Annotated in this window: 10 protein-coding genes; 8 read left to right on the forward strand and 2 right to left on the reverse strand. The window is 41.7% G+C overall.

Features of this window, described 5'->3' with window-relative positions; all coding sequences use genetic code 11:
• Positions 1-172: 172 nt before the first annotated feature.
• From EYS08_RS17560 to EYS08_RS17570, 3 genes are all read left to right on the forward strand, one after another.
• On the forward strand, positions 173-688 hold the full coding sequence (locus EYS08_RS17560; protein ID WP_394343122.1) for a Crp/Fnr family transcriptional regulator: 516 nt from the start codon (positions 173-175) through the stop codon (positions 686-688).
• A gap of 119 nt (positions 689-807) precedes the next feature.
• Positions 808-1221 (forward strand): ester cyclase, encoded by a 414-nt coding sequence (locus EYS08_RS17565; protein ID WP_131031268.1) that lies wholly within the window; start codon positions 808-810, stop codon positions 1219-1221.
• A gap of 286 nt (positions 1222-1507) precedes the next feature.
• A complete protein-coding gene (locus EYS08_RS17570; RefSeq protein ID WP_131031270.1) occupies positions 1508-2563 on the forward strand; it encodes an IS110 family RNA-guided transposase in 1056 nt (351 codons plus the stop codon).
• Between the two features lie 317 nt (positions 2564-2880).
• Here the strand turns inward: EYS08_RS17570 and EYS08_RS17575 are convergent, their stop codons facing one another.
• A complete protein-coding gene (locus tag EYS08_RS17575) occupies positions 2881-4926 on the reverse strand; it encodes an alpha-glucuronidase (RefSeq protein ID WP_131031271.1) in 2046 nt (681 codons plus the stop codon).
• Positions 4927-7551: a glycoside hydrolase family 3 C-terminal domain-containing protein gene (locus EYS08_RS17580; RefSeq protein WP_131031273.1), complete on the reverse strand. Its 2625-nt coding sequence runs from the start codon at positions 7549-7551 to the stop codon at positions 4927-4929.
• Between the two features lie 516 nt (positions 7552-8067).
• Between EYS08_RS17580 and EYS08_RS17585 the strand changes: the two genes are divergently transcribed.
• From EYS08_RS17585 to EYS08_RS17605, 5 genes are all read left to right on the forward strand, one after another.
• Complete coding sequence (locus tag EYS08_RS17585; RefSeq protein ID WP_131031275.1) at positions 8068-12237, forward strand: hybrid sensor histidine kinase/response regulator transcription factor; 4170 nt, start codon at positions 8068-8070, stop codon at positions 12235-12237.
• 373 nt (positions 12238-12610) lie between these two features.
• Positions 12611-13582 (forward strand): glycoside hydrolase family 43 protein, encoded by a 972-nt coding sequence (locus tag EYS08_RS17590; RefSeq protein WP_131031277.1) that lies wholly within the window; start codon positions 12611-12613, stop codon positions 13580-13582.
• Between the two features lie 33 nt (positions 13583-13615).
• On the forward strand, positions 13616-15559 hold the full coding sequence (locus EYS08_RS17595) for an alpha/beta hydrolase-fold protein (RefSeq protein ID WP_131031278.1): 1944 nt from the start codon (positions 13616-13618) through the stop codon (positions 15557-15559).
• 21 nt (positions 15560-15580) lie between these two features.
• Complete coding sequence (locus EYS08_RS17600) at positions 15581-17995, forward strand: glycoside hydrolase family 127 protein (protein WP_131031280.1); 2415 nt, start codon at positions 15581-15583, stop codon at positions 17993-17995.
• Between the two features lie 306 nt (positions 17996-18301).
• The gene (locus tag EYS08_RS17605) at positions 18302-20788 is read left to right on the forward strand and encodes a glycoside hydrolase family 95 protein (protein ID WP_131031282.1); all 2487 of its coding nucleotides are present in this window, start codon (positions 18302-18304) and stop codon (positions 20786-20788) included.
• The last annotated feature ends 7 nt before the right edge of the window (positions 20789-20795 follow it).

A 20795-nucleotide genomic window follows, 5' to 3' on the forward strand; every position in this document is an offset into this window, starting at 1 on the left:
ATAGGTATAACTTTTCTTTTAGACAGTAATCTAATTACTTACACTTTTATCATATTTGTAAAACGATGATTCATTTTAAATATTCATCTTAACCAATATCAAAAAATTGACGATACAACCACTAGTCGAATATTTTAAAAAGTACCTTCCTTTAAATTCCGGGGAAATAAACTTGCTTGCCGAAAGAACGACACACAGAAAAATAAAACGGAGACAAATGATCTTGCAGGAAGGCTTTGTTTGCAAACATTATACGTTTGTTGAGCAAGGCTGTTTTAAAATGTATGGCATCGATGAAAAAGGGACGGAACATAATCTGGGGTTTGCAGCGGAGAATGATTGGGTTGCTGACCTTGGAAGTTTCTATTCGGGAAAACCGAGTAAACTTTTTATAGAAGCGATTGAACCTTCCACTATTTTACAGATTGAGCATCAGGACTTGCTTTATCTTTATGTGAATTCACCAAAGTTTGATAGAAATTTTCGGGTAATCGTGGAGGAAAAGTTCATTGAACTTCAAAACCGCTTGTTGCAAAATTTCAGTTCAAATGCAGAGCAACGCTATCTGGATTTTCTAGCACAATATGCAGCGCTAGCTTCAAGATTACCCAATACGCAGATCGCTTCCTATCTGGGCATCACGCCTGAATTTCTCAGCAAGATCAGAAAAAATATATCATTAAAATAACACCTACCCTTAATCTACATTAAGACTATTTCTTAAGCTTGTTTATTGACTAGAAAGGTAATTATGGTCCATCTTTACATTATAAAAACAAGTGCATATTATAAGCGAAAAAATAGAAAATGGGAGCAACAAAAGAATTTTTTGATCAATTTTTACAGTTCATCAATACTGCCGACGAAAATTTGGCACAACAATTAATAAATCCGGCAGCGAAGTTCCATGTGCCTTTTCAGGCTGACCCGCTACAAGGTCCTAAAGGTTATTTAACGATTATCGGAATGATGCGCAGCGGCTTTCCGGATATTCAGTGGAATATTGAAGAGATGATCACTGAGAATGATAGGGTAGCGGTTAGGTTTACCATGAAAGGAACTCATAAAGGAAATTTCTTTGGCGTACCCGCAACTGAAAAACCTATTGCAGTTGCAGCAATAAATTTTTACCGTTTGTCTAACAACCAGATCATAGAAGAAGTAGGACAACCTGATCTGCTTGCTTTACTGACTCAAATCGGAGCTGTACCCGCAATGTGATTCTTCCAGGCCAAAACAAACCTGAATTCATGCTGAATTAGCGCCTCACTGGCGCAAGTCTCCTATGTTTACAAAAGTTTAAATTCGTAAATATAATTGAAAAAAGATGAGAGCGCATGTAAGTCTAAATAACTATCAAGTATATTGTCACTAAGATCAAGCCTCATCTTTTTCTATCTTTTAGAGTTTGAACAGAATGTAAGGAATTATGCATGTCATACTATCCAGAATATCCAACCAGGAGAAAAAACGAAGGGAGATTCATCAATTATAAAATTCTTAATCGATGAAAAAAGTATTAAAACAGGTATTGGGGATAGATGTTGCCCAGAAAGAGCTAGTTGTAACCCTTGGCAGGCTATTAGATGATTTATCAGAAGAGCTGTACGCCTATAAAGTTTTCAAAAACAGTGAAGCAGGGATGAAACTGTTGGTTGACTGGGTAAAAAAACTTTCGGACAGCACAGTTGGTGTTCATTACGTTATGGAGGCTACTGGAGTTTACCATCAAAAGTTTGCTTATTATTTATCGGAACATGGTCATCAACTCAGTATTATCCTTCCCAACAAGATAAGCAACTATATGCGCAGCCTGGAGGTAAAAACCATTACAGACAAAACCTGTTCGGAAGCTATTGCAAGATTTGGGCTTGGGCGGAAGCTGGACAATTGGGAAAAGCCAAAGAAGGTATATAGGAGTTTACAGCAGTTGACCCGGGAGCGTGACCAGATTGTGAACGAGAGATCTGCAGTGAAAAACCAGCTCCATGCGGAAAAATCAGAGGCTTACCCTTATGAGAAAAGTCTGGATCGCCTAAAGGCGAGGATTGCTTTTTTGAATGCGCAGGAAAAAGAGAGCAAAAAGGATATATCAGAAATTGTTTGTGAAGACAGGGATCTGAAGGAGGATGTGAAAATAATGTGTACAATGCCTGGCGTTGGGGAACTAACAGCTGTAATTGTTTTGGCAGAAACCAACGGCTTTGAACTAATCCGCAGTAAGAAACAGCTTGCCAGCTATGCAGGCTTCGATGTGAAAGAGAAGCAATCTGGCACATCGGTAAAAGGAAAACCCAAAATATCAAAAAAAGGAAACCGCCATTTACGCAAGGCAATGTATCTGCCAAGTTTAAGTGCTGTTAAATGGGATGAAAGATTTAAAGCAATATATGCCAGAATATTGGCCAGAAATGGAATAAAAATGAAAGGATTAGTAGCTGTACAAAGAAAAATGTTAGAAATGATGTACACGCTATTCCAAAACAAAACTGCTTATGACAAAAAATACCTCGAAAAAGAGAATAGCGTACAGATACAAGATCAGTACGCTATTACAAGCTAGTTCTATGACTGCCTTATATAACAAAGATAATTAATTAAAATATTTTTTGGAAATCAACACAGAATCTTAGTGGTTTGGACAATGTGGGCTGGCTGACTTGTGCCCTAAAGGATTAATGTATCAATTTAACGAAAAGCACAAGTCAGGCCTTTGCTTTTGCCGGGGCGCTAAGACTTGTGCTAGATGGGGAGGCAAAGGATTGATAGATATTGATGTGTTGATTTAATGAAAAGCACAAGTCAGGCCTTTGCTTGTGCCAGGGCACCAAGACTTCCGCTAGATGCGGATTTTTTTGGTTTTGTCTTGATGAAAATAGGCTATTCATAGTCTTTACTTTTGGTCAGCTTTTTCAAAGTATCCAATTCATATATCGGTCGTTCTAAATCGTAAGGAATTTCTCTTTTGCTAAACTGCTGGAAATATAACAAACAGGCATCCTTCCAAACCTGTGCATCACGGCTTTGGATCTTGAGCTTGGATTGCACGGATCTGAACCGCTCATCATCAATCAAGCCCTTGGTACTGTCCCAAATGCGTTGGAAAGCACGAACACGTTGCAAACCCGAATCATAACGATAACAAAGCGCTGTCCAAAGGTCGTTTCCATTTTTAAGTTTATAAGTCCATGGCACATGGTGAAACCATAACAGGTATTCTTCTGGACAACTTTCCAGGCTGTTAAATGTAGATCGGAGTGGTTCATGGTACTGCTCAACGGCATTGCTACCGGTGCTGCTTCTGTTAAAACCTACTCCTAAAAGGTCTGCATTGTGGTAGTATACCGAAGTCCAATCGGCCCTGATGGCTTTATTCGAGAACCATGGGGCGGGCCCGTAATGGTGGCCTTCGGCAAAAATGTGGTGCAATCCTAAAGGCATCATATAATCCACAGCCACTTCTCTGCTCTGCATCATCATTTCTTTTATTGGCTTTACAAAGGTTCGCTCCATTTTCTTTTCCGTAGGACTTAAAAAAGTTTGCCTAATCCATTCATCTGCAATATCTTCACTCTTAAGTTTGTTGTCCCAGGCAAGTCTGCCGAAAGCGTACCAATTGGCCTGTGCAAAAATATGCCCTGTCCAATTTCTCTCCAGGCCAATATTGGATACCCCTGCAATTGCACTGAAGGTTCGTTTATCCATTGTCCCATCTGTACAGGCTGCTACAGTGCTGCCTTTACCATTTCGGTAGGTATCGCTTTGTAAACACTCTTCCCAAAGGGTAGACAAGAAAACCAGGTGATTCGACCAGCCCAGATACTCCTGCGTGATCTGAAACTCTGGCATTACAGGTGTTTTAATCATAGCCCCGAATAAGGGACTGAATGGCTCTCGGGGCTGAAAATCAAGTGGTCCGTTTTTGATCTGGATAATTACATTTTTCTTGAATTTACCATCAAATTTTAAAAACTCATTATATGCTTGTTTGGTACGGTCTTCATTACTTGGTTGATATACAAAGGCACGCCACATTACAATCCCTCCAAAAGGGGAGAGCGCATCAGCCATCATATTGGCACCATCAACGTGTGTTCTTCCGAAATTTTGAGGGCCAGGTTGCCCTTCGCTATTGGCTTTTACAAGGAATCCTCCAAAATCAGGAATAAGTGAATAAATTTCTTTTGCCTTAGCTGCCCACCAATGCCTAACGGCGGGAACCAGAGGGTCGGCGGTTTTAAGTTTCCCAACCGTAACGGGCGAGGAAAAGTTGACCGATAAATAGACTTTTAAACCATATGGACGCAATACTGTGGCAATAGCCTGAACCTTTTGAAGATAGGCTATGGTGAGGATTTTTGCAGAAGCGTTTACGTTGTTTAGCACTGTGCCGTTTATGCCTATGGAGGCATTAGCTCTTGCATATTCTTTGTACAAAGCGATATCTGCCTCACTGAGTTGAAGCGAAGAATCGCCCTGTCTCCAAAATATCGAAGCACCAGCATACCCGCGTTCTACAGAACCATCCAGATTATCCCAGTGGTTAAGGATTCTTCTGGAATAGGAGGGATTAGATGCATAATTTTGATCAGACTTTCCTAAATACTGCCTTCTAAGGAGCTCGTAGCTTCCATAAAGGATGCCCAGATCCGTTTTAGCGGCAATTTTATTGCCTTCCAAACGAAATCCATCATCGGTAACCGAGCCATCTTTAACAAAATCAAATTTTAGTTCTGCGCCATCTTTTCCCAGCCACCCGTTTTTAATTTCTTGTACAGCAATGGTTAATACCGGCGACTTTCTTGGCGATACCACCTTTACCTGCTTGGCAGCGGTATGGCGGAGCCAAAGTTGATGTCCATCTTCAGCCTTCAGAAAATGGGTAGTAGCTGTAATGATAATCAATAGGAGGGTAATCTTTTTCATCTAGTTGATTATTAGTTTTCTGGTTACAATATTACCGCTTGTTTTCAGCTTCTCATCTGGCTGGCTTCCACCGATCGATAATGTGATCTCGCCTTTTAGTGGTCTTTTTGTTCCTTTATCATCAATATAACTAAGTTCATCAGGTGATAATTTAAAATGAACAAGTTTGCTTTCACCAGGTGCCAGGCTAACTCTCTGATATCCCTTAAGGGCTTTTTTAGCTGATTTGATTTTTAAATTGTTATGCATAACATACAGCTGGGCAACCTCGTCGCTCTGCATTTTACCGGTATTGGTGATCTTTACAGACAAACTTGTTCCTTTACCTGATTTAAGGTTTGAAGGTAGGATAAAGTTGTGATAATTGAATGTAGAATAGCTTAATCCATATCCAAATCCAAAAAGAGGTTTGCCTTTGAAATACCTATAGGTCCGATTTTCCATATTATAATCATTAAAATCTTTTAGATCCTCATCACTCTTATAAAAGGTTACCGGCAGTCTTCCTGAAGGGCTGTAATCACCGAACAATAAATCAGCTACCGCAGTTCCTGCCGATTGGCCGCCGTACCAGGCATTAACAATGGCAGGTATATTTTCGGCTTCCCATGGAATGGCAATGGCGCTTCCCGTCATCATCACAAAAACAACTGGCTTGCCGCTCGATTTTAAAGCTTTCATCAGTGAGGTTTGTGCCTGGGGAAGCATGATCGAGGTTCTGTCGCCTCCATTAAATCCAGGCACATTTACTTTCATTTCTTCGCCTTCAAGTTGTGGAGAAATGCCGCCCACGAATATAAATGCATCTGCATCGCGATGGCGTGCAACCAACTCAGTAAAATCTGTGCGCCCAAAGGTACCTCCCGCAAAGCGGACCTTTGCTCCACCCTCACCTTGCCAGTATTCCATTTCAATTTTGTATGTAGAATCCTTCGAAACAGGAATTTTATACGTTTTAGCCCCCCACCTGTTTTTAGACCAGGCATCTAAAACTTTTTGCCCGTTTACCTTTAAACGGTAGCCATCATCCCCATCTACTTCAAAAGTGATTTCTTCTGACTTTAAAGCTTTAAACACTGTGCTGAACCGGGCAGAAAAATGGTTTGCAGCAAAACCTTCACCAATTTGCTCGCCCTCTTGCCAGTTGTGGTTTATTGATTCTTCGAACCGCGTTAAAAATGGCGCTCCCTGCAGTTCTATACCCTTGAAATATTCGGCTTTGAAACCCTTGTGGCCATCTACGGTTAATTGGTTCTCTAAATTTCGATAATGTAGAATCGTATCGCTCGCGAACGAAATCGCCTGCTCATATACCACCTCTGTTTGATTTCCCAGTTTATCTTTTATGCCCTGAAGAACCGTTGTAATGGTTGAAGGGGTGCCATTGTAATTTCCAAGCACCGAAATATCATTATTAGCATTCGGACCAAGCACCACAAGTTTTTTTAGATTCTTTTTCAGCGGGAGTGTATTGGATTCGTTTTTTAACAGAACCATTGATGCCCTTGCCATTTTAAGTGCATGTGCTTTGTGGGCACTGTTTTCTAAAACTGTTATTGGTGTATTGGCGTATTTCACCATCGAAGGCGGATCGAACATGCCAAGCCTGAACCGGATCATGAACAGTCTTTTTACCGATACGTCAATATCTTTTTCTGTAATAATACCGTTTTTAACCGCAGTAAGTAAAGCTTTATAAGCATCAGTTCCACAGTCTAGATCAGTTCCATGAAAAACCGCATCAGCAGATGCACTTGCTGCGTCTTTGTGGGTTTTGTGATTTTTAAAGAAATCATCAATGGCCCAGCAATCTGAAGTAACATAGCCCTTAAAACCCCATTTCTTTCTTAAAATGTCGGTCATTAAAAGATCGCTGCCACAACATGGTTGTCCTTGAAATGCGTTATAAGCACACATCACTCCGGCAACTTCCGATTTCGTAACCAGTTTTTCAAATGCTGGCAAATAAGTGTCCCAAAGATCAAAGGCACTAACATCTGCATTAAATATGTGGCGTAGCGGCTCCGGTCCGCTGTGTACAGCATAATGTTTCGCACAAGCAGCCGCTTTCAGGTATTTTGGGTCATCGCCCTGCAAACCCCTTACAAATGCATCTCCAAGTGTAGCGGTTAAATAAGGATCCTCCCCATAGGTTTCCTGACCGCGTCCCCATCTTGGGTCTCTAAAGATATTGATATTGGGTGTCCAATAGGTCAGTCCCAGATAGCGTTCATTCGTACGGCCAAGCGCAACCGCCTTGTTGTAAATTGCCCGCCCTTCCAAAGCAGAGTAGTCTGCCATTTTACCCAGCGCTGCAGGATCGAACATGGCCGCCATTGCAATGGCCTGCGGATATACGGTAACCTTAAACGGGGTTCTAGCCACCCCGTGCAGTGTTTCATTCCACCAATCGTAAGCCGGAATTTTTAATCTTGGAATTGCAGGTGCTGAATTAAGCATCTGAAAAACTTTTTCCTCAAGTGTTAATCTGGATACCAGATCATCAACCCTTTTATCAAAAGGTAATTTGTAATCTTCAAATGGATATTCCTGAGCCTGAATTGGACTGGAAACGTGTAGAAGAGCTAACGTGGTAAATATTGTTAAAAAGAATAATCGTCTCATATATTTGGTTTTCTTAACTTTTGCAAGTTCCAAATAGTTTAACTTCGGGAGGTGTACATTTGGATAAAAACCTATGACAAATGTTTCGATCTGGTTGTTTGGGCCCTTTAAATTTTATTTCACCTGATGAATTAGGACGAACATTGGGGGATATTGAACATTTATTGCTATAATTTTCACAATTGACTTAACGCTCATCAGATAATCAGGTTATTTTAGCTTGAATTCGGAAACCTTGGGCGAAAACCAGGTGCGCTGATTAAATAACCAGATATGTTCAGCTCTGGGTGCTACCTACCTAACTGATAAACAAATAGATAATATGGGCCATAGCTTTACTTGCAGGGTGATCAAAATTTCCCTGTTGTCATATCTTCACCCGGTTAAAATGTTTTCCATGCGCTGCAGCGGGTCAGCCAGTTTGGTTACGTGGGATTTTGGTTTTCTAGAAGGCAGTGCAAACAGGTCTGTCCAGGCCCGATATCAGTGTTACTGCTCAGATCAAAAAATAAAATCATGATTTTTAAATCTGCTTTTAATAAAATATTCCTGTGCTTTGCGGTCTCACTTCTGATTTCCCCAGTGAAAGATTACGCTCAACAGCAAAAAATAAATTTCACATCACTGCAGATAAAAGACGGCCTATCATCCAACACAGTTAATGCGATAGTAAAAGACCACTTTGGTTTTATGTGGTTTGGCACAGAGGACGGACTGAATAAATACGACGGCAGCAACTTCACCGTTTATAAGTTTAATGAAAATGATCCGACAAGCCTGCGGTCCAATGATATCAGGGCTTTACATGAGGACAGTTCGGGTAACCTATGGGTTGGGAGCTCTCTGGGGTCTTTGAGTTTATTTGACCGTAAAAACAATTCCTTCATAACCTATCCTGCCAATGTAGAGGGCGGGCTTAGCAGCGATCTTATTCATGCTGTGACTACAGACCATTTAGGCCATGTTTGGGTAGCAACTTATAATGGGCTTGATGAGCTGGATCCAAAAACAAATAAGATCATCAATCACATTAAGCAAACCCCCAACAGAAAATCTTCAGCTCAATTATCTTTTAACTGTCTGTTAGAAGATAGTAAGAACAGATTGTGGATCGGATCAAATAATGGGGTTTATCTTTATGAAAGGAAAGAAAAGGCTTTCAGGATTTACCGCCACAGCCCCTCTGATGCTTCCACTCCGATCAGTAACGAGATCAACACGATCTGTGAGGATAAATCGGGAAATATCTGGTTTGGTACCGCGCGGGGAATATGCAGGAAATTGCCTGCCCATGGTGGATTCAGTGCTTTTGTTTACATGGACGGCGACCTCAATGCACTTGCCAGTAGCAGGGTGATCAGTCTGGCAATTGATAAAAACAATCAATTATGGGCAGGTACTGATGATGGACTGAAAATTATTGATCTCAATAGTGCCGCTATTACATCCTACAGGCCGAACTACAGAGATTCCTACTCGCTGACAGGCAAATCGATCAGCAGTATTTATATTGATGACGGGATCTACTGGCTGGGCCCGTTTCATGGCGGGATAAGTAAATATGATTCCAATCTGAATCTTTTTAACCTAAAGCAAAGCAATATTTACGATCCCAATGGTTTGAGTGCATCTGTAATCACTTCTTTCGTGCAGTACAGAGATGAAATATTTGTGGGCACAGATGGTGGTGGGCTAAATCTTTTCAATCCGCGTACCGAGCTGATAAAAAGGTTCAATGTCAGATTGCCTGATGGAAGTGCAATGAACAATATTTCCATAATAGCTATGGCTATCACCAAAGAAAAAAAACTGCTCATGGGAACCTATTCAAACGGTTTGGTATCTATGGATCTGTTAACGGATAAGCTATTGCAGATTAAACACTCCACCAAAGCCAACGGGCTGAATTCGAATGACGTTTTTTGCTTAAAAGAAGACAAGACAGGTAAAATCTGGGTAGGAACCAATGGAGGAGGAGTGAACCTGATGACGCCAGATGCTAAAGTGATTTTGAAATACTGCAAGAACCCCCAGGCGCCCAACGAGGTGGATTTCCCGGGGAATAATTTCATTAGGTTTATAGAAGAAGATGATCAAAATAATATGTGGATCGGCACTTATGGATCAGGAATATCGATACTTGATCAGTTTACCCATAAATTTTCGGTTCTGAACAAAAAAAACAATAACCTGCCGAATGATCTCACGCTGTCGATATTAAAGGACCGGTCAGGTAATCTATGGGTCGGAACTTTTAGTGGGGGGCTGAGCCTCTATGATCGTAAAAAGAACAGGTTCGTCAATTTCTCCGAAAAAAATGGATTGAACAATGCTACAGTGTATGCTATAGTAGAAGACTTAAAGGGGCTGATCTGGGTAAGTACCAATAAAGGCATCAGCAGTTTTGATCCCACGACAAAAGTATTTACAAACTACACGGTTTATAATGGTGTTCAGAACAACAATTTTATCCGTGGTGCAGGGATGCGAACTGCCGGAGGGGAGATCTATTTTGGAGGGGCCGCTGGCTTCAATTATTTTAACCCGAGGTTCTTTAAAAAAAACAGAAGTATTCCTGCGGTGATCTTTACTGATCTCAAGGTTTCAAACTCGTCGGTGCTGCCCGGCAAGGCCAGCCCGATCCAGGAGCACATATCCATTGCCAAAAATATTCACCTGGACTATAAACAGAGTTTCACGCTCAGCTATGTCAGCATCAATTACACCGTCCCTGAGGATAATCAGTATTTCTATAAATTAGAGGGGTTTGACAAGGATTGGATAAAGGCAGGCTCGACAAAATCGGTGTCCTATACCAATCTTGATCCAGGGGAATATGTCTTTCATGTTAAAGCAAACAACAGTAACGGTATCTGGAATGCCTCAGAAACTTCCATCGCCATTGATGTTAGTCCTCCGTTCTGGAAAACCACATATGCTTATATTTTTTATATCCTCACCATTGTCGGTACGCTTTTCTATATACGGCATCTGGGTATCCAGAAACTCAAAAGAAAGTTTGCCCTTGTTCAGGAAAAAATGAAAGCTGAGCAGCGTTTAGCGCAGCATCGTAAAGAAGCCGAACAGTTAAGGGCACTGGATAAACTCAAAATCAAGTTTCTGACAAATCTCAGCCATGAGTTCAGGACCCCGCTTTCGCTCATCATGGGCCCTGTAGATAAGCTGATTGCCGAACAGCCTGATCAGCATGTTGCCAATCCCTTATTGATGATCAAGCGCAATACAAGGCGGTTGCTAAACCTGGTTAACCAGATCCTGGATTTCAGAAAAATCGAGGACCGGGAACTTACTTTAAATGCTGTTGAAACAGATATCGTTTCTTTCATCAAAGAAGTTCTAGAATCATTCAATGATCTGAGCGAACGCAAGCAGATACAGTTGGTGTTCAATAGTCAATTGAGCTATTTTAGTGCGCCTTTTGATCATGATAAGATCGAAAGGGTGCTGTTTAATCTTTTATCAAATGCATTCAAATTTACCCCGTTGGGTGGAAGGATTTCAGTTGAGCTGGAGAAGGTTACACTGCCTGGCGCAACGCATGCAGCTACGTTGATTATTACTGTCGCCGATTCGGGCATAGGCATTTCAGAAACGGATCAGGAGAGAATCTTTCAACGCTTTTTCCAGGCAGACGGAATAGCGCCGATCTTGAATCAGGGAAGTGGCATAGGTCTTTCAATTGCACAGGAATTTGTGAAATTACATGGCGGAAAAATCGCTGTACGGAGTAAAGTTGGTCAGGGAAGTGTTTTCACCATCGAACTTCCGTTCTCAAATGTTCGGTCTGCAACCGAATTGATGATCGATTTTTCGGATTCTGCAAATAAGGCCAGACTGGAGTCGAACGCCGCCATATCCGGACCGGATCGGGATGCAGATACCCCTTCTATTTTACTAGTGGAGGACAATGAGGATTTTCGTGCCTATCTTAAAGATGGACTGCAGTCTTTCTACAGAATATACGAGGCCAGCAACGGACAGGAAGGGTGGCAAAAAACGCTGTCGAACCATCCTCAGATCATCGTAAGTGATATCAATATGCCTTATATGAGCGGGATAGAACTATGTAAAAAAGTTAAATCAGATAAACGGACCAATCACATTCCCATCATATTGCTAACCGCTTTAACCGGGGAACAGGAACAGATAAAAGGCCTGGAAACCGGTGCAAACGATTATCTGACCAAACCGTTCAACTTCGAGATCTTAAATGCAAAGATTAAAAATCTGCTTTCCCTCAACAAAAGGCTCAAAGACACTTATAGCAAGCAGATCAAGGTGGAGGCAACAGCCGTAACAGTCGAATCACACAGCGACCGTTTGCTCAAGAAAGTGGCAGTTTATATTGATGATAATTTAAACAACCCTAAACTATCGGTAGAAGACCTAAGCAAACATGTGGGTATGAGCAGAGGTTCACTGTACCATAAAATACTCGAATTAACAGGGCTTTCGCCAATTGAATATATCCGGTCGGTTAAACTTGATAAGGCGGCTGTTTTATTGGAAAAAAGTGATTTGAATATTTCGCAAATTGCCTACATGGTTGGATTTGCTACCCCTAATTATTTTGCTAAGTCATTTAAAGCAAAATTTAATATGCAGCCTTCCGAATACATTAGTGTTAAAAGAAAAGTGGAAGACCGTTTGGTAAAAGAAAGTTGAACATGCATTTAACTCTAAATATGTGCGTTGTGCTGGGCAGTAACCCAGGCAATCCGAATTTATATAACCTGGAGAAGCCTCTAGCATCACCGTTCCTTACAGACCGTTAAAATTTAATCCTTTTATCTTCAAAATAGGTCAAAAATACAACCGATGAACATATTTTGTATAATAATAATCAAATCTTCCTACGAAAAAACAACAGATCCGGTAGCTTCGCTAAACCAAATATTAACCTGACCAAAATGAAAGCATGATACTGCTAACGCTCAAAATGAATTATTCACACGAATACATGAAGAAGGTAAATAGCTATCAAGGTGCAAATATCATAGTAAAACAAACTGATTACTGACCAAATACTAAAATAATAATGAAATTTAAAGCCCTCTTCCTATTGTTATCAACGCTGGTTTTTGCGGTGCATTTTAAATCGCAGGCGCAAAATCCAATTATCAAACATATTTTTACTGCTGATCCGGCACCATTGGTATATAAAAATAAAGTTTATCTGTATGTTGGGCATGATACTGCAACGGTGAAAGATACCAATTATAAAATGCCCGACTGGCATGTGTTCTCGTCGAAAAATATGGTCGAGTGGGAAGATCATGGCATGCAGCTTTCGCCAAAGGCCTTTTCATGGGCCGGGGGAGATGCATACGCCGCTCAGTGTATTTACAGGGATGGAAAGTTTTATTGGTATGTATCAACAGGCCACCAAAAAAATAAGGAGAGTAAAGGAGGGATGGCGATCGGCGTAGCAGTTTCTGATAGCCCTGTTGGGCCATTTAAAGATGCGATTGGCAAGGCTTTGGTAACCAATGAAATGACTACCGATAAAAAGCATGGCTGGGATGACATCGATCCTACTGTTTTTATCGATGATGATGGGCAGGCTTATCTGTTTTGGGGCAATGGAAGTTGTAAAAGTGTCAAGCTGAAAAAAAATATGATTGAGATGGATGGAGAAATCCAGGTACTGGACATCAAAAACTACATTGAAGGCCCTTGGGTTTACAAAAGAAAAGACAACTATTATCTGATCTATGCCGGCGCGGGAACCAAACCCGAAATGATCGAATACTGTATGGCAAAGGGGCCACAGGGACCTTGGGTATACAAAGGTATTATTCAGGGAAATGTTCCCAACAGTTTTACTACTCATCCTGGTGTTATCGATTTTAAGGGCAGATCTTACTTTTTTTACCACAATGGCTCCTTGCCCACAGGTGGCAGTTATAGAAGGTCTATCTGTGTAGATGATATGCACTATAATGAGGATGGCACCATACAGAAAATTGTAGAAACCGCTATCGGTGTTAGCCCCGTAAAAGGCAAATAAACAGCTAATAACATACCCTTAACCTAACCAGATATGAAAAAAACAAATAAATCCCTCTTTGTTAAAATAACAGTGCTTTTTGTCAGTCTAAGTGCTTATGCCTTTGATGGTTTTGCTCAGCAGATCGTGTCCAGTGCCCCAGAAGGCTTTGACGTTATTCAGCCTGCAATCCCGCACGGAAAAATCGATACTTTGATCTATTCGTCAAAAACTGTGGGCAATAACCGTAAAGCATTGGTATATACGCCGCCAGGTTACACTAAACAATTAAAATATCCTGTTTTATATCTTTTGCATGGTATTGGAGGTGATGAAAAAGAATGGCTTAATGGAGGTAATCCCCAGGTGATTCTGGATAATCTTTATGCCGCCGGTAAGTTAGCACCTATGGTGGTAATTATGCCGAACGGTAGAGCCATGAAAGATGACCGCGCCATCGGGAACATTATGGACAAGGATAAAGTACAAGCCTTTGCTACTTTTGAAAAGGATTTAATTAATGATCTTATTCCTTTTGTGGAACGCAGGTTTAGCGTGTATAAAGACCGCGAACACCGGGCGATTGCAGGCTTATCAATGGGAGGAGGACAGGCTTTGAATTTTGGACTGGGAAACCTGAATAAATTTGCCTGGATAGCTGGCTTTTCTTCTGCGCCAAATACCAAAATGCCAGAAGTGCTTGTGCCTGATCCAAAAAAGACCACAGCCATGCTCAAATTGTTATTTATCTCCTGTGGTGCTAGTGATAACCTCATTATCAATAGTAAGCGCACGCACGATTATCTAACTAAAAACAAGGTGCCACATATCTATTTTATCGAGCCTGGTTTTCATGATTTTAAAGTCTGGAAGAATGGATTGTACATGTTTTCCCAATTGTTATTTAAACCGGTTGATACCACTACTTTTTCAAAATATCCGGTAGCAGGTGCGCCGGCCTCAACCAATATCGGTTCTGGCGGCTATCCACAGATCACCGATGACCATAAAGTTGTTTTCAATCTTTCGGCGCCCAATGCTCACAGTGTTCAGGTAGACCTGGGCCGAAAGTATGATATGGTCAAAAACGAAAAGGGCAGATGGACTGTTACAACCGATTCTTTGGGTGAAGGATTTCATTATTATTCGCTCATCATTGATGGCCTTCCTGTAGCAGATCCGGCCAGTAAGTCTTATTTCGGCATGGGGCGCATGGCCAGCGGAATTGAAATCCCTTTTTCAAAAGGCGACTATTATGCGTTAAAGGATGTTCCGCATGGCGAGCTCCGCATCAAAAAATATTACTCAAAAGTAACCCGGTCATGGAGGCAGCTGTATGTTTACACACCGCCTTTTTATGATGCACAGGTAAACGAAAAATACCCGGTACTTTATATCCTCCATGGAGGGGGAGAAGATGAAACCGGCTGGGCGAACCAGGGTAAAACAGATCTGATTCTCGACAATCTTATTGCTGCTCAAAAAGCCAAACCGATGATTATTGTAATGCCCAGTGCAAATGTAGGTGGAGCTGCCTTTGGCGAGGCCGTATTAAAAACCTTCGAATCAGAATTGAAAGAAGTGATTATCCCATTGGTTGAAAGTACTTACCGCACCAAAGCCGATGCGCAAAACAGGGCATTGGCCGGTTTATCGATGGGCGGGATGCACACGCTTTATACGGGGATTAACAATACCGATAAATTCGCGTATCTTGGTGTATTTAGTTCTGGATGGGTTGTACCACGTCAAAACGCGATAGCCGACCTTCAGTATATAGGGATGAAAAACAACCGTGAAAAAATCAATACCAACCTAAAGCAATTGTGGATTGCCATGGGTGGGAAAGAAGATATTGCCTATAATAACTGCCAGATAATGATGGATAAATTTAAAGCGCTTAATATCAACTTTAGTTATCACGAATATCCGGGAGGGCACACCTGGCCTGTTTGGCGAAATAACCTTTATCAATTCTCCTCTACCTTATTTAAATAAAACCTTTTCCAATAAAATTATATGTTGACACTATCAAAATACGATCTTTTGCAAAAGCTTTTCGTCGGCCTATTCGTTTCTGTGCTATTCAATATGGCCTTCTGTGGAAATGTTGGGGCACAAGAGGGATTTTACGCCAATTCGTTTCCTTTAAAACAGGTAAAACTGCTTAATGGGCCATTTGACAACGCTAGAGACCTTAACATAAAAACACTATTGGCTTATGATGTAGACCGGTTGCTTTACCCTTACCTTAAGCAGGCAGAGCTTCGTACAGATAAAAAAGGCTATGATAATTGGGAAGGGCTGGATGGGCATATCGCCGGACATTACCTTAGTGCACTTGCACTTAATTATGCCTCAACAGGTAATCCAGAATGCAAAAGCAGGATGGAAAAAATCGTAGCAACATTAAAAGCCTGCCAGAATAAAAATACCACTTCACATCCAGAATGGGGAATAGGCTATGCAGGGGGTGTTCCCAATAGTAAGGAGATCTGGATGAAACTTAAAGAAGGAAACTTCAAAGCCTATCAATCTGCGTGGGTACCCTGGTATAATGTTCACAAAACTTTTGCGGGTTTGCGCGATGCCTGGATTTATGGGGAAAGTAAAGATGCGAAGGAGGTATTTTTAAAATTCTGTGATTGGGCGATAGCCATTACCTCGAAGATTAATGAGCAACAGATGCAGCAAATGTTAGATACAGAACAAGGTGGGATGAATGAAGTATTGGCTGATGCCTATCAGATCACTGGCAATGAAAAATACCTGAACGCAGCGATGCGGTTTTCTCATAAACAATTGCTTACGCCTATGGCAAACGGGCAGGATAACCTTGATAATAAACATGCCAATACTCAGGTTCCTAAAGCCGTTGGTTTCCAGCGGATCGGAGAGTTGAGTCATCAACAGAATTATGATCAGGCCGGTCAGTTTTTTTGGGAAACAGTAACAGGCAAAAGGTCTTTGGCCTTTGGCGGAAACAGTCGCAGGGAATTTTTTCCAAGTGCTGTTGCCAGTGCTGATTTTGTAGATGATGTGGAAGGGCCAGAAACCTGCAACACCTACAATATGCTGAAACTGACCGAAGGACTTTTTAGGGAAAAACCCGATGCCAGATACGTAGACTTTTACGAAAAAGCCCTGTATAACCATATTCTTTCGTCACAGCATCCCGAACATGGTGGCTATGTTTATTTTACACCCGCCCGGCCAAGGCACTACCGCGTATATTCGGCCCCGAATGAAGGTATGTGGTGTTGCGTGGGCAGCGGTATGGAGAACCACAGCAAGTACAACGAATTTATCTACACCCATCAAAAAGATACTTTATATCTTAACCTGTTTATTGCCTCTGAACTCAACTGGAAAGAAAAAAAAATTACAATAAGGCAGGAAACTACTTTTCCGGATGAGGAAAAAACCAGGCTGATTGTTGCAGATGGAAATGCCCGGTTAATGTTGATGATCAGAAAGCCATCATGGATCGGCAAGGAAATGATGGAAGTGAAAATCAATGGTAAAAAAGCCGACTATAAATTGCTTCCGAATGCTTATGTGGGAATTGGCCGTAACTGGAAAAAAGGAGACGTGGTAGAGCTGAGCCTGCCCATGAAAACTACCGTTGAGCGGATGCCCAATTTGCCAGAATATGTGGCAATTATGCACGGACCGATTTTATTGGGTACTAAAACAGAAACGGAAGCACTTAAAGGACTGGTGGCAGGTGATAGTCGTTGGGGGCATATCGCCAGTGGAAAGAAACTGCCCATTAATAAGGCACCTATTCTTATTGATGAGCATATTGACGATATCGGCAAGAAAATCGAGCCCATAAAAGGGCAGTCGATGAAGTTCTCTTTTGTAAATGAGCGGATAGAAAACCCTGAAAAAATTACCCTGGAGCCCTTTTTCCGCATTCACGATTCCCGTTACATGATGTATTGGATGGCGCTCACGCCTGGCCAGTATGCCGCTTACCTCGATTCTGCTAGCCGTGTAGAAAATGAAAAACTTGCACTGGAAAGCCGTACAGTAGATTTTGTTGCACCGGGAGAACAACAGCCGGAGGTAGATCACCAGATGAAAAACAATAATTCCCACACAGGATCTTATCTGGATCAATTTTGGCGCAATGCAACGGGAAATGGCTTCTTTAGCTACGAAATGAACACCGCGGGTGCAGATCAGCTGGCCTTAAATGTTCGTTACCATACAAGTGGTGGCCGAGATAAATTTGATATTTATCTTGATGATCAAAAACTGGTTGGTGTAGATGCGGACCAGGGGCCACAAAAAACAAGCTTCTATAACCAGGAATACCCAATCCCTGCAGAAATACTAAAAGGCAAAAAACGGATTTCGGTTAAATTTTCGCCATCAGATGGAAAATCAACAGCAAGGGTATTTTATGTGAGGTTGGTGAAGAAATAACTAAGGGATGAGCTATGGTTTTGAACGCTGAGTGGTGCTGTGGATCAAGAAAAACTACTCCGGATGAACGAGTATCAAGCATGGTAATACCTAATGTCATGAAGTTAAGCCATCGGCACAAGTGAAAATAATTTAACCACGACTTGTCCCGATTTTAGGGAGATAGAAGGGGATGCACACAGATATGAAAATCCGTGTTTATCTGTGCGCATCTGTGGTTAAAAGCACTTAACTTACTAACATTGTTGTGATGCCAGCAGTTTCAAAAATAACGATTATGAAATTTAAGAATTAGATCCCTTATCAATGAACATCAATAACATATTACTAAGATTCAGTAAGATAATTTTATTGCTTTTTACAGGTACTTTGGCATTTGCACAGGTGCCTGAAAAATCAAAATTAAAGCTTTGGTACGAACAGCCTGCAGGTGCTGTTTGGGAAAATGCACTTCCTGTTGGTAATGGCTTTTTAGGAGCAATGATTTATGGTAACGTGGCAAAAGAAGTGATAAAACTCAATGAGCATAGCCTGTGGAGTGGTAGTCCCTATCAAAATGATGTGCCGGAAACTTTAAGCCATTTACCTGAAATCCGTGAACTCATTTTTCAAGGGAAGCATAAGGAAGCTGAAAATCTGGCCAATAAAATCATGTTTGGGAAAAAATCATCCGGACAGATCTTTCAGCCGGCAGGCAATCTTCAACTCGTTTTCCCTGGTCATGAAAAGTATCAAAACTACTACAGAGAACTCGATATCGAAAACGCAGTAAGTAAAACAAGCTACAGCATTGGCGATGTAACCTATACCCGAACGGCTTTTGCCGCACATGGTAATCGCGTAGTGGTAATGAAACTTACTGCCACTAAAGCCGCCAGCATTTCTTTTACTGCAAATTATACCACGCCACATAAAAAGGTTTCAATCAGTACCTCAGCTGTTAAAGATCTGGTAATGGAAGGGTTGACCAGCGATCATGAAGGTGTCAAGGGGCTTGTAAAATACAACGTAATCAGCAGATTCAGCAATGAAGGTGGTACATTAAAAGCGACCGATTCGAGTATTGTTGTGGAGCATGCCAATGCAGTGACCATTTTCATCTCAATTGCTACCAATTTTAACCATTATAGTGACATCAGCGGCAATGCCTCTAAACGGGCATTGGAGTACCTGAATAAGGCTTCAGCAAAATCTTATGATAAAATCCTGACTACGCATCTCACCAACTATCACAAATACTTCAATCGTGTTCAACTTGATTTAGGGGAGGGCGATGGTACAGACTTACCAACAGACAAAAGGTTAATGAACTTCAGGAATACAACAGATCTTCAGTTTGTTAATCTATATTACCAGTTTGGCCGCTATCTCTTAATCAGTTCTTCTCAGCCAGAGGGGCAGCCTGCCAATTTACAAGGCATCTGGAATGATAAGCTTTACCCGCCCTGGGACAGTAAATACACCATTAATATTAACGCACAAATGAATTATTGGCCTGCAGAGGCGACCAATTTGCCCGAGCTGCACCAGCCCTTCCTTAAAATGGTAAGTGAAATGGCAGAAACGGGCAAGGCCACGGCTAAAAACATGTACGGCGCAAGGGGCTGGATGGCGCATCACAATAGCGATATCTGGAGAAGCACCGGGCCAGTGGATGGTGCGTTCTGGGGAATCTGGAATGGTGGCGGCGGCTGGGCCAGTCAGCATCTTTGGGAACATTATCTTTATGGAGGAGATCGCAAATACCTTAAAAGCATCTATCCCGTTTTAAAAGATGCAGCAACTTTTTACAAAGATTTTCTGGTGGTGCACCCAACACTGAAGTATTTGGTGGTTAATCCAGGTACTTCTCCTGAAAATGCTCCTGCGGCACATGGGGGCTCCTCTATTGATGCGGGTACCACCATGGATAATCAAATTGTTTTCGATGTGTTTTCTACCGCTATCCGTGCTGCCAAAATACTGGGAGTTGACGGTATTTTTGCCGATAGTTTATTGCAGATGCGCAATAAGTTATCACCTATGCACATCGGCAAACATGGGCAATTACAGGAGTGGCTGGATGATATAGACAGTCCAAACGATAAACACCGTCATGTTTCGCACCTTTATGGTTTATTCCCTTCCAACCAGATTTCTGCCTACCGTACGCCCTTACTTTATGCTGCTGCAAAAAATACCTTGCTTCAAAGAGGCGATGTATCTACCGGGTGGAGTATGGGCTGGAAAATAAATTGGTGGGCAAGGATGCAGGATGGAAATCATGCTTATCGCCTGATTCAAAACCAACTCACACCACTAGGCGTTAATCCGGGCGGTGGTGGTACCTACAATAATCTTTTTGATGCCCATCCACCGTTTCAGATAGATGGTAATTTTGGCTGTACCTCCGGTATTACCGAGATGCTGATGCAAAGTGCCGATGAGGCATTGCATTTATTGCCCGCTTTGCCAGATGTATGGAAGGAAAAAGGTTCCATTAAGGGCTTAAGGGCCAGGGGAGGCTTTGAGGTACTCAGCCTCGAATGGTCTAATGGGCAGGTAATCAAGGCGGTAATTAAATCAACGCTTGGCGGAAATTTACGGTTAAGGGTTCCAAATGAAATGAAAAGCGACCTTGTTGAGTTGAAAAATGCAGTCGGCACTAATCCAAATATGTTCTATTCCATTGCCGAAACCCAAGAACCTATTATAGCGCCCGAAGCCCGTTTAACGGCTAATCCATTGAAAAAGACTTTTGTTTACGATATACCAACCAAACCAGGCAGATTATATACGCTGCTGCTCAAATAATTAGAAC

The sequence above is a fragment of the Pedobacter kyonggii genome (assembly GCF_004310665.1).
GTDB classification, from domain to species: Bacteria; Bacteroidota; Bacteroidia; order Sphingobacteriales; family Sphingobacteriaceae; genus Pedobacter; species Pedobacter kyonggii.

Excerpts from the sequence above, each read along its gene's own strand:
- EYS08_RS17565 (WP_131031268.1), top strand. The coding sequence starts at position 808 with ATGGGAGCAACAAAAGAATTTTTTGATCAATTTTTACAGTTCATCAAT.
- EYS08_RS17570 (WP_131031270.1), top strand. The coding sequence starts at position 1,508 with ATGAAAAAAGTATTAAAACAGGTATTGGGGATAGATGTTGCCCAGAAA.
- EYS08_RS17575 (WP_131031271.1), bottom strand. The coding sequence starts at position 4,926 with ATGAAAAAGATTACCCTCCTATTGATTATCATTACAGCTACTACCCAT.
- EYS08_RS17580 (WP_131031273.1), bottom strand. The coding sequence starts at position 7,551 with ATGAGACGATTATTCTTTTTAACAATATTTACCACGTTAGCTCTTCTA.
- EYS08_RS17585 (WP_131031275.1), top strand. The coding sequence starts at position 8,068 with ATGATTTTTAAATCTGCTTTTAATAAAATATTCCTGTGCTTTGCGGTC.
- EYS08_RS17590 (WP_131031277.1), top strand. The coding sequence starts at position 12,611 with ATGAAATTTAAAGCCCTCTTCCTATTGTTATCAACGCTGGTTTTTGCG.
- EYS08_RS17595 (WP_131031278.1), top strand. The coding sequence starts at position 13,616 with ATGAAAAAAACAAATAAATCCCTCTTTGTTAAAATAACAGTGCTTTTT.
- EYS08_RS17600 (WP_131031280.1), top strand. The coding sequence starts at position 15,581 with ATGTTGACACTATCAAAATACGATCTTTTGCAAAAGCTTTTCGTCGGC.
- EYS08_RS17605 (WP_131031282.1), top strand. The coding sequence starts at position 18,302 with ATGAACATCAATAACATATTACTAAGATTCAGTAAGATAATTTTATTG.